The organism is Thermocrinis sp. (assembly GCF_036781485.1).
In the GTDB taxonomy this organism is placed as follows: Bacteria; Aquificota; Aquificia; order Aquificales; family Aquificaceae; genus Thermocrinis.
This window is the reverse complement of record NZ_DAIQAX010000012.1, coordinates 30,377-40,985: the sequence shown is the minus strand read 5'-3', so window position 1 is coordinate 40,985 and position 10,609 is coordinate 30,377. Positions and strand designations below refer to the sequence as shown.

Annotated in this window: 12 protein-coding genes; all 12 read right to left on the bottom strand. The window is 41.5% G+C overall.

Going from position 1 to position 10,609, the window contains the following annotated elements:
* Positions 1 to 206: 206 nt before the first annotated feature.
* Genes V7P40_RS06910 through V7P40_RS06855 form a run of 12 tightly spaced genes read right to left on the bottom strand, consistent with a single transcriptional unit; the run spans position 207 to position 10,606 of the window.
* Positions 207 to 404 (bottom strand): hypothetical protein, encoded by a 198-nt coding sequence (locus tag V7P40_RS06910; RefSeq protein ID WP_333785242.1) that lies wholly within the window; start codon positions 402 to 404, stop codon positions 207 to 209.
* Between the two features lie 3 nt (positions 405 to 407).
* Entirely contained in the window at positions 408 to 1,040 is a 633-nt protein-coding gene (locus tag V7P40_RS06905; RefSeq protein ID WP_333785241.1) for a hypothetical protein, read from the bottom strand.
* Between the two features lie 33 nt (positions 1,041 to 1,073).
* Complete coding sequence (locus V7P40_RS06900; protein WP_333785240.1) at positions 1,074 to 1,436, bottom strand: hypothetical protein; 363 nt, start codon at positions 1,434 to 1,436, stop codon at positions 1,074 to 1,076.
* Positions 1,436 to 2,284 carry a type III-B CRISPR module RAMP protein Cmr6 gene (gene cmr6, locus V7P40_RS06895; RefSeq protein ID WP_333785239.1) on the bottom strand — a complete coding sequence of 283 codons (849 nt, stop codon included), beginning with the start codon at positions 2,282 to 2,284 and terminating at the stop codon, positions 1,436 to 1,438. Before cmr6 ends, V7P40_RS06900 begins: the two co-directional genes overlap by 1 nt.
* Positions 2,265 to 2,636, bottom strand: a complete 372-nt coding sequence (gene cmr5 / locus V7P40_RS06890; RefSeq protein WP_333785238.1) for a type III-B CRISPR module-associated protein Cmr5 — start codon at positions 2,634 to 2,636, stop codon at positions 2,265 to 2,267. The genes cmr6 and cmr5 overlap by 20 nt, the downstream gene beginning before the upstream one ends.
* Positions 2,633 to 3,517, bottom strand: coding sequence for a type III-B CRISPR module RAMP protein Cmr4 (cmr4, locus tag V7P40_RS06885; protein ID WP_333785237.1), 885 nt, complete (start codon positions 3,515 to 3,517; stop codon positions 2,633 to 2,635). The genes cmr5 and cmr4 overlap by 4 nt, the downstream gene beginning before the upstream one ends.
* Positions 3,510 to 4,700 carry a TIGR02221 family CRISPR-associated protein gene (csx2, locus tag V7P40_RS06880; RefSeq protein WP_333785236.1) on the bottom strand — a complete coding sequence of 397 codons (1,191 nt, stop codon included), beginning with the start codon at positions 4,698 to 4,700 and terminating at the stop codon, positions 3,510 to 3,512. The genes cmr4 and csx2 overlap by 8 nt, the downstream gene beginning before the upstream one ends.
* Positions 4,701 to 5,657, bottom strand: a complete 957-nt coding sequence (locus V7P40_RS06875) for a type III-B CRISPR module-associated Cmr3 family protein (RefSeq protein ID WP_333785235.1) — start codon at positions 5,655 to 5,657, stop codon at positions 4,701 to 4,703.
* Positions 5,632 to 7,449 carry a type III-B CRISPR-associated protein Cas10/Cmr2 gene (cas10, locus tag V7P40_RS06870; RefSeq protein WP_333785234.1) on the bottom strand — a complete coding sequence of 606 codons (1,818 nt, stop codon included), beginning with the start codon at positions 7,447 to 7,449 and terminating at the stop codon, positions 5,632 to 5,634. Before cas10 ends, V7P40_RS06875 begins: the two co-directional genes overlap by 26 nt.
* Positions 7,446 to 8,375, bottom strand: a complete 930-nt coding sequence (cmr1, locus tag V7P40_RS06865; protein WP_333785233.1) for a type III-B CRISPR module RAMP protein Cmr1 — start codon at positions 8,373 to 8,375, stop codon at positions 7,446 to 7,448. Before cmr1 ends, cas10 begins: the two co-directional genes overlap by 4 nt.
* Positions 8,356 to 9,795 (bottom strand): SAVED domain-containing protein, encoded by a 1,440-nt coding sequence (locus V7P40_RS06860; protein ID WP_333785232.1) that lies wholly within the window; start codon positions 9,793 to 9,795, stop codon positions 8,356 to 8,358. The genes cmr1 and V7P40_RS06860 overlap by 20 nt, the downstream gene beginning before the upstream one ends.
* Positions 9,773 to 10,606 carry a hypothetical protein gene (locus V7P40_RS06855; RefSeq protein WP_333785231.1) on the bottom strand — a complete coding sequence of 278 codons (834 nt, stop codon included), beginning with the start codon at positions 10,604 to 10,606 and terminating at the stop codon, positions 9,773 to 9,775. The genes V7P40_RS06860 and V7P40_RS06855 overlap by 23 nt, the downstream gene beginning before the upstream one ends.
* Between the last annotated feature and the right edge of the window lie 3 nt (positions 10,607 to 10,609).

Genomic DNA, 10,609 nt, shown 5'->3' with positions numbered 1-10,609 from the left:
GTAGAGGAATACCTCCCCTAAGGAAGACGCACCCTATTCAGTTGTCAATTTGACAAGGGCTCAATCAGAACCCTCAAGTTCTCTCAAAAAGAGTTGAGTTTTATTATATCAAGTTTCTAGATAGTCAAAGCTCTGTCCTTTTCTGACCCCAAGCCATACTGATAGACAAAATTCAAAGGTCAGTAGTCCTAATCTATGAATGAATACTATACTCGCTTTTTCACATACCAAACTCTCACACCTACCGATACGTGGCTATTTCTCTCCCAAAGAGTTTCCACGTTTATGACCTGAATATTATTTAGCCTTATCCATTGATTTACCTGGTTTTCCAGTATATCTTCCAAGCTCTCTTCCCTAAAGGGTGTCATTTTTCTGTGAAAATCTTTGTATGCTATCTCCATTGTTTATCTCGTTTTCTTCTTGGTTGGAGCTTTTGGCTTTTCCCTTTGGGACTGTGGCTCTGTTTCTATTGTCAAATCCAAGTCCTTTGCCCTTACGCTTACCATCTCAACTTTGCCCTGTTTGATGGTAAAGCCTTTTATGTTAGATTTGCTTAAAAACTCTCCGACTTTGTCATCCACCAAAGCACCTGCAAAGAAGCCAAGTCCCAAAGTGGAAGGATGAACCAGCAGATTTACCCTCTCAAACTCAGAAGCCAGCGTATGCAAATCCTGGTTTAGTGCCTTTTGGACTTCTTCATAAGGCATATCTCCAAAGTAAGCAAGATAGATCCATTCTGCTCCCAAGTTCCTTATCTTTAGAGGAAGATCAAAATCTCCGCCTTTAAGGTAGTATGCCTCTACACCCAAGGTTTTTAAACTTGCCACCAAAGAGGCTGCAGTCAAAGCACAAAGGTCAGAAGTGTTCATATAGATCACTGCTATCTTGTTGTATCCTCTTTCTTTTATTTGCTTTGCTATCTGAACCGATACGTTTATGCGCGCGTTTGCCCTCTCGGGCACAAGGAATGGGTTTTCTTGAGACTTAACTACTGGTGAAGCCGCAAAAAGCACCATCGCCAAAAGAAACTTTTTCATAGTACGCCTCCTGTAATTCATTATATCTTAGTCTCAGCTATCCCAATTAGAAGAACCACTATCCCAAGAGCTCCAATCGTTATAACTGCTCGAACTGTCGTCGTGGCAAATGTGATAGTAAATATTCCCCGGGAGATGGCAGTAAGATGGATCGGTGTAAATGTCGGAATAACTGTTTTTGTCGTCAAAATGGCTTAGACCAAAGTCAGTCCCTGAACTACTACTAAAAGAGTCGTCCATAAACGCCGTGTTCTCGTCATCTTCGGAAAAACTGGACTGGTCTTCTTGTTTTTTTGAAGTAAAGGGATTTGTTGGTGGTTGAATAGAAGACATCTCTTCGTTTATCCTCCATCCAAGAAGTATCAAGCTAAAGACGAGTAGGATTATCCACTCCATCACTTAAACCACCCATAGCCCTTAAGCTTTTTACTTCCAACTCCAAAGTTTTTAAGGCCTATCTCAAGCAGTCTCTTTGCGGTTTCCAAAAGTATGCTTTCCTTCTCTTCCCTTAGGGGTTCAAGGGGTGCAATTCCCAAGCTAAATTCAAACTCTATGCCTTCCTTTAGAGCTAAAAAGTGTATGGGAGTAGGGTTCAACCAATCTGCGGGTGCTTTGTTTTGTTGGTAATACTCTCCATAGTGCGGGTTCATAATATCTATCTCAAAGTCATTTGAAGGGTTAAAGCTAACAGGGTATGCGTCAAAAAATATTATCTGTCCCCTTCTCTTTTTGGAGCCAGAGATTTTTAAGAATGTTTCCACAGGGTTTTCTATTTCGTAATCGTCAAAGAGTATTTTAATTTTTTGTGGCACCGCATCTATATTTTTCTCTTCGGACAGCTCCTCCTCCAGCTCGGAGAGTTTAACTTTTTCTTTTAGAGATTCCGCTATTGAAAGCATAAATACAAACCTTGCAAGACCCTTTAGTGTCTCCCCGGGAATGTAGGGAATGCCGTATATGTGGTGAAACAAAAAACCGTTTTCAACAAAAGATGGATAGCCAGCCCCAATGACCAACCTGTAGGCAGTTCTCAACCTAAAACTTCTTCGGTTTATACCCTCCGGCTTTGGCTGCTCTAATACTCCTTTTCCTCTGAGACTCTCCAAAAAACGCTTTATGTATTTCTTTCTTATCTCTTGATCCTTAGGGATCTGTTCTACATATTTGAAAAGTAAAAGTTTGTTGAAAAGCAGTGCGGGATTGTCGGTCTGACTTAATAGCTGTTTAATTTCCTTTACCTTCATCCCTTATCTCCCCTTCTGCAATTCGTTTTAACCAATTGGAAAAGTATAACACCCTTTTGGTTATTAACCTGTATTCCTGAACTTCGCAATCAGAAAGGAACTCTATTAGGTCCTTTTGATCCTTTTTTATCCCTTCTTTCCTTAGAAAGCTTTCTATGTGTTCCAAAAGGGTCCTCCAAGCTTGCTCTTTTTTAGCTTTGGCAAAGGCAACCGTGACTAAAAGACCATTGTGAGTTATCATAGAAGGCAATTTTCTTGCATAAGATAAGTATTTTGACGCAAAATCTTTGTCTTTTACTTGCACCACACACTCATAAGCCAACCTTGCAACCTCTTGAACCTTACTTTTCATATTTGCACCTCCAACCTTTGAACCTTAACAAAGCCTTTACCCGTAGTTATGTCTCCACCAAGGTGAAAGGTAGAAGGTGGAGAGTATTCTATATCTTCTAAGAAGGTCAAGCCAAACACAAAAACAGATTCAGCGGGAACGTATTCTTCTGTCCATAGGGCTCCCTCTTCGACGGTGCCCGTATCCAGATCTATCTTTATGTGCGTTTGAACTTCTGTGTAGTTGCTTACAAAGTCCCTAAAGTCCGTATCGCTTACGCATACAAACCTTTTTATGTTTTCTTCTCCCAAAACACCCTTTAAAAGTTCAACAAACCCTTTTAGCTCTTGTGAATCTTCCGCTTCAAAAATAAACTCCTCAAGCAACAGCTTACCATTTATTAAATTTTTGTGCTCCTTTGTATCCAAAACCTTTACCTTGCCCTCCTGCACTTCTTTTATTCTTTGGTCAAGTCCCACAAACTCAAAGAACCTGTTTATGGCATATGGGCATGTAGTTAGTGAAAATATTCCCTTTGCAGATTTTACAGGGAAAAGTAAGATAAAGCCGTCAGAAAACAAAACTTTGCCCGCTCCCACTTCTTTTCCCTCTTCCGCTCCCTCTCCCGCAATGCCAAAGATCTTTGCAAGTCTTAGCATACTCTTGTCTTTTAGCTCACCTTTGGTTAGTCTTTCCTCTACCTGCGAGGGCTTTTCCCCAATCGTCATTGCAATTTGGTTTATTTCCAAGTTTCTCAGCGCTCCCTTCAAGCTCGTTCCAGGAATATAGGGAAAGTTGGTATGCACTTCGCGCACCACCGGCAGATCAACATACCCCAATCCTTGACCTGCACCTATGTGCAGTGGTGTGATGGTTTTAAGAAGGTAGATCTCTTTACGCATTTCCGCCCCCCTTAGTTAAGTTTTCAAAGATTTCAAAACCCAATTCAAAGATTTCCTTGAACTTATCCTCCGAAAGGACAGCACTGAGCACCTCAGCTTCCTGAGGTGGAGTCCCGTGAACGCAAGCATTCCTAAGATTTTTAAACTTGATCCACCTTTCATCACCGCTTCTATCCAGAAGAGCTTTTACCTCTTCTCTGTTTTTGTAGAATTGATCATCTCCCAAGCCAAAGATCCTTATACCTTTTACCAGTATAGCTTCGTAAAGCAAGGTTATTGCCTTCAAATACTGACCCCTTTCGTAGAAGAACTTAGCTCTGTTTCTCATCCTGCTTTCCAGGCGGTCATCCAGCAAGCCAAAGATATATTTTTCCACAACCCGTTGATGCAAGGGCTCTAAGTATTGCTTTTGCGTTTTGAGATTTGCAAGATTTCTAAGTGCCTTTGTGGCAGGCCTGTTTATTTCTACCTCAAAGTAAGTTCCGCGTGCATAGCTTTCGTCTACCCCAGCCAGTTGGAAGTAGCTTCTAAAGTCCCCTGCGTTTTCAAAAAGGCTTAGGGCTTCGTTTAGCTTTACCAGCTCTTCCAAATGGCTCAGGCGCTTCACCGGCCTTGAGCCATCCTCTAACGCATGCTCCAAAAAGCCATAGTATATCTCCAACTCAAAGCTCTTCAGCTTTTTAATCACCATAAGGTCAAGGAGCACCACGTATGGCACAAACCTGTAAGCGTGTGTAATATCAAGGATGATCTTTTTGTAGTCTCCCAAGCTCAGAACTTTTTGCATAACGCTTTTGGATATACTTTCAAGCTCCGGTGGGTTTTCAAGAAGTATGTAGTGAATTTCTACATCTACACTTTCTTTTATCTTGCTTATCCACTCAGACAGCACCTCGTCGCTGACTTTTTGTGCTTTTTCCAGTTCTATTATCCTGTCAAAAAGTTCTTCTATCTCTTGATCTTGTGATTGCTTCACATTGATAAGTTCAGACCAGCCAGAGCCAGTGGTTCCCACAAAGAGAAGCTCTAAGTCCTCTCCCTTTTGGCGCAGGTGTTCAAAAAGGGCTATACCAAAAAGGTAGCTTTCTCTTACTTCCTCTTCGGAAAACCTGTACTTGATATTTTCGTAGGATCTTTTCCCCCTAGAGCCCCCTATAAAGCTTACTAAAAGACTCTTTTCCATCTATGCCACCTCCAAAAGGATTCCACTGTTCCAACCTCTTTTGAGTAGATCTTTAGACTCATTACCATACTTAATAACTTCCTTGTGGGAAGAAATCTGACATAGCCTTTTGCACATTCCACTTTCTAATGCCCTAAGCCAGAGCACTGTGCCTGGCCTAAGCATGTAAAGGAAAGGCTTTGCAAAGCCCGAAACCCATTCAGGCTCCAAAGAAGAAACCCACTCTACCTTAAACTTTATGTGTTCACTAAGCCATATCTCTCCTTTTAAATCCACGTAAAGGTGGGTTGTGGAGTAGAACTTGTAAAGCCCGCCTTTTTCAATGCTGACGGTGGAGTTTAGAAAGTCTAAAAATCTGTCCTCAACGGGCTTAACTTTAGCATACTTTCTCTCTCCCCCCACAGTAGCAAAAAACGACTTTTCCACGTCTTGATCTACCAAAAGCACTATGTGAGAGTCTTTAAATCTCAAATAAACCCTTGAGTAGAGATAGCCCTCTTGGGATACCCTTTTGTCGTAGTTTAGCTTTACCCCAACCCTCTCTTCCTCTTGGAATAGGATTTCCTTTTTTGTGGAAAAGCCCTTCCCTTTGGCATAACTTTCTGCAAAATTAGAAAAACTACAAAAACCCTTCGCCTGTTCAAGGCTTAAAAGCCCCTGCCCTTCAAAAGGTACCACAAAAGGTCTTTTCAATTCCTCGCTCCACTTTGGAACGTAGACCTTGCCTTCCTCTTTCTTTCTCATACTTAGGCAATCCGCAGGCATTGGGAGAAACAGTTCGCCTTTGTGTTTTATGAAAACTCCCATTACCCTTAGAGCGGCTCCGTCACCCAAAGAGAAAAACCTCATTATGGGTGGTGGAAAGCTAACCTGTTGATAATGGGACTCTCCCGCGGTAAAGTTTTTTAAACTTCCAAAGGTTAGCGCATCTTCAGGCGTTAGCTCCAACAACTTCATAACTTTTTTCCCTCCTTTCCTTTGCTAAAAATCGAGCGGTATAGAATAAGTTTGCAAAGTTCTCAAGGTCTGAGTAATCTAAGAACGATCTAAGTCTTTCCAAGTAGTCCTCAATAAAAGACTCTTTGTCCTTTTCTAAGTGTTCTTTTAGCTTTCTTTCATCCACCCTTCTTCTGAGCATTCCCTTAAGAAGGGCTAAAATTATTTGCACGTTCTCACTCTTATCTTTAAATTTGCTCACTATCTGCTTGAGGTCATACACAGTCCTGTCTCCTATGATGTCTTTCTCAAAGTATGAAATGGTGTCCTTGAGGAGCTTCAAAAACTCCCACTTGGCACGAAAGCTAACAGGTGCTCCTCCCCTTGGGATTACGGTAATGCAAAAAGCAGACTTTCCTTTTACACTCTTTGCCATTTTTTCTGCCTTTCTGACCTCGTCCAATAGATAAGCGAGATTTTCCTTTTGATGCCCTATTACTATTCCTGCGCTGACAGAGGCGTTTTCTCCCACACTTTGTTTGAAGAAAGGATTTAACTTTTCTGCAAAGTCCAAAAATTCCTTTAGGTCTGCTACCGCAAGAACGTCATCACCACCCGCATAGACAATCCTAAGACCAAATTTGCCTTCTTCCAAACTTCTTATATTCTTCGCATACTCGGAAAGTCTTTCGGAGAATTCCCTGTGAAACTCTTCCGTCAGCGGCTTTTTTCTTTTTTCACCCTTCAGTCCAAGCCACTCTCCTATGCTGTCTCCGTCGGAAAGAATAAGGGCAAAGTAGTTCTTTGACGGTTGGTGCAAAAGACCGTGGTTGTAAATGAACTGAAGATTTGAGATCAAATTTTCAATCACAAACTTCAACTCCTCATCTTCCCTCTTTATCCTTTCAAGCTCATCTATCTCAAAGAGCTCTGCGTTGTATTCCCAAAGACTCTTTTTACCCTCTTCCACTCCCATGTACTGCGCAAGGAGAGATTTTAACTCTTGTGTATGATACTCGTGTTTTTCCTCAAATTCTTTCAAAGCTTCTTTAAAACCTGCGTTGGCTATATCATGAAGAGAAGGAAAGCTTTTTCTTTTAAGGTAGAAAAAGGCAAATCTTTTTACAAGGCATACACCGCAGAGTTTTTCTCCTTCCTTAAGGTAGTGCCTTACGTTTCTTTGGAGGCCTTTCCTAAACCTTTCCCAATCAATTGCCAGATGAGCCCTTTCTCCACATAAGGTACAACCATCAGGATACTTGTTCTCGTATGTGTAATCATCCAAGAGAGGCTTGTATGGTTTTTTGGATTTTAGAGAGCCGAGTTTTCTCTCCGTCCAATCGTAAGCGACCGCATAATCATCGAAGTCTTCTTTTAGATTTTGTTTTAGTTCTTCTTTCCATCTTTTAGTTTCTTCTGTAGTGGAGCATTCACAGTAGGTTCTAAAGTAGTTCTCAAGGTGAAGCTTAGCTTGTTGCTCTATCTTATTTTTTTCTTCTGTAGCTCTGATTAGGACTTCTTGAAGGATTTTTTCGTAGATTTCCTTCCAAACCATATGGAATTTGCTTATCGCTTCTTCGCAAACACACTCATTTGCCAAGAATACAACTCTATTTGGATAGTTGGCTAAACCCTCTCCCCCTTTTACGGAAACTGGATAAATCACTTCAACTTTTAAATCTCTCGTCAAACTCTCAATGACCTTTTCGGTGATTGTAGAAAGTAGTAAGCTTGAGTGGTAGAGGTCAGAAAGCCTGCGAGAGCTTGATATAAAGCCTTGAACGGGTGAGAAGGTGAAAATGTGAAGGATCATTTTGAACCCTCCTCTAAATTTTCTTTTCTCTTAAGCATTCCTTCTAATATTTGTGGATCAGGATATTCTGACTCACCTTCGAATCTAAACTTTGCCCCCTTGGGCAGTATATCGCCTGATAACAGTATCAAAACCCACCGGTATTTTTCTTGATGTTTTATTACCTTTACTATAAGCGGACTGGCTCTCCTTCTTAAAGTTTTCCCTTCTAGAACACCTTCCACCTCTTTTTTCCCAAAGACAGGCAGACCGAAATTGGCAAGTTTTAATATCTTCTTCTTCTCCTCTTGGTTTTGAGCATTTATAGAGCGTCTATACTCTATATATTGGTTTTCTATCTCTTCTAATGCCTTGCGCCAGCTATCGTGAAGAGTCCTTCCTATTTTTATATTATCAATTTGGATATTTGAATACTTTTCACAGGGTCGTAGATGCCCCCCAACCAGAGTTTTAGCCTTTTGAAGATTCTCTTTATACCAATTAAAGAGATCTTCTGCAGGCGTAAAGGATATGGATAGCCCTTCTGGAGCCTTAACCACAGCCAAATTCCCCCCTCCTCTTCTGCTTTTTGAACCTACACCACCCAAAAAGATCAATGCCCAGAGAGCTGCAATATAATGGTCTAAATATTTCTCTTCACCAATAAGTGCTAAGTTAAATCCTGAACCTGCTCCGATGGATCGTCTCTTTGGTATTACATTTCCCCAAACTCTAATTGCTACCTTAGACGCACACTTACCGTTACCACCAAAAATCTCTGTTTCCTCTTTCTTTAGCTTGTCTATGTCGCACTCACCCTTTAATGCTCTCCACCAAAAGCGCAGAAGGCCCACAAAACTGGCAGGTCTTAGCTCGGGCTTTAGAGGATCTGCACCACCCAAAAAGGCTGGCGTTATAAACTCAAGCTCAAAGGTAAGCTTTTTCATACTTTCCCTCCCTTAGTGCTTTTAAGAAGGAAAAGGATACAACAGGTTCGTATGTCCCCCCGCTGTAGTTGTAAAGATAGCCCTCTCCGTAGTGTCCAAAGCTAAGCCCTACCATAAAGGCTATTGGTACAGGTGTGGAGATGAAAAAGTGGAAGTTCTCAAAAGTGTTCTCCTTTCTCAAGTTTTGTATTACGCTTGCACTTTCTTTTGCCACCTCTTTCATATCTTCCACTTGGATGTTGCCACCACCCTTTGCCCTGAGGATGAGGTATGAGGGATTTTCCAACTCTTTGGAGATGTAATTTTTCACATCGCCTTCCATCTCATGATGGGCAAAGGAGAGCATCACCACAAGATTTTCTCCCCCCTTTTCAAAGCGATATTCAATCTTTTCCAAGTTTTCTTTTCTTTCTTTTAGCTCTCTTACATTATCCACGAATATAGGATGGTAAGCGTTGTTTTGATAGTGATAAAAAACAAAAGGCTTTTGACTGCCAAAGAGCACGCCTAAGGCAAAGGCAAGGACAGAAGGACCATTTATGGCTATGTGCCATCTTTCCTTGCTGTGAAGTTTCCTTTCAGTTTCCTTAAACTTCTTCCAGAACTCTCTTAAGACGTGCTCCCACGCCTCTTGGTTAAGCTGCCCTGTTATTATAGGCTTTGTTTCCAAGCCTATTAACACCTCAAGCTTTTTAAGGTAATCTTCCGAAATACCTGTAGCCTTTAAGAAGCTTTTGAACTCCCCTTCCCACCTATCTTGGGTTTTTGTGATGTAAATGGGTATCTGATAGCTCTCCGCATCAAGCAGCTGTTTTATCTCATCAACGGTGTTGAAGTGGTAAGGTTCCACAAGCCTTAAGCCTAACTCCTTTGTCAACCTTTTCTTTTCTTCAATACCATTCACAGATTTTATGTTTCCCTTTTTGTCTATCGCTCCTGTAAAGAGGGCATCCTCTGGCAGGTTTTCCACATAAAGGTTCAAGACTGTAGCTAGTTGAAAGCTTGCCCCCGCAAATTCTCTGTCAAAAAATACCGCAAAGCCCCCTTTGAGAAATTCCCTTATTGGGTTGAGGTGTCTTTTTATTTCCTTCAGGTTAGTTATAACTTCCTTGAGATTTTTAATGACTAGTGCATTCACAAGTTCCCCTTTGCCCTCGCTGGAAACTACGGGAAATCTAAAGGTTCTGTACTCTGCCCTGAAAAATTCCTTTACGCTTTCTTTTGAAACTTTGAAGACCTCTCTAAAGGTTTCTACGGACGGGAATACGCTTTTCTCTTTTGAGTATGCAATCAACTCATATTGGTGAGAGTGTGGAAGCCCCCAAAATTGGTTGTATAGCTCATCCATCTTGTCATCAAGCTTTCCGCTTCTTAGAAGGGTTTGAAAGTGTGGTAATTCAATCTCCCAGAATTTCCACATTTAGGTGCTCCTCCAAGTATTCGTGGGATTTGAGCTCCGAGGGCAAATTCTCAATGATTAGCTTGCTGGCCCCCTCTCCCTCGTATAGCACACTGTCAAAGAGTTTTATTCTTACCTTCCTTCCTTCGTACTCTTCGGGTAGATATATAACTGCTTTACCTTCTTCAACTACGCCCAACCAATCTTTTCCTCTTAGAGCGTTTGTGCTTGCAGCCCGTTGGTATGCTTGTAGTGTACGGTAGTGTTTTTGATATAAAAAGGCAGGATAATAGACTATTATGGCTTTTTGCTCTTCTTCCTCTGCCTGTTGCTCTCTTTGTATATGAGTAGCTAAAATGCTCCCCAAAGTTAGCTCACCATAGCGCTTCCAGACCAATTTTACGAACTCCCAACTCGGTTTAATAGCAGTTCGCACAGGGGCACGCTCCACTGCCCTTAGGACCTTTTCCACTGTATCTTTTCTTACTATGTAAATTGGTAAGCTTTCCTCTTCCAGAACCTCTCTTCTTAGATAGACGTCAAAAGGTAAGGGAGCAAGTGTCTTTGGGCTATTATCAAGGCTGCTTCTTAAGCGAATTCTTAGCGAGGTAGTAGTTAAATCTGTCCAGATTGTGAGCGGAACTGCATGGACAAGTCCTTCCTCTTCCACATGATAAACCAGCACGTATTCCTCTGGAATCCAGAAAAGGACTCGCACCTGCCCCACTTCCACAGGCACCCTTTTTTCTTCTTTTACTTTGAACTTTCCATCTCCCAGACAGCTTTTATACATCCTCAAAGAGATTTTGAGCTCCTCAAGATCCACCATCATGAC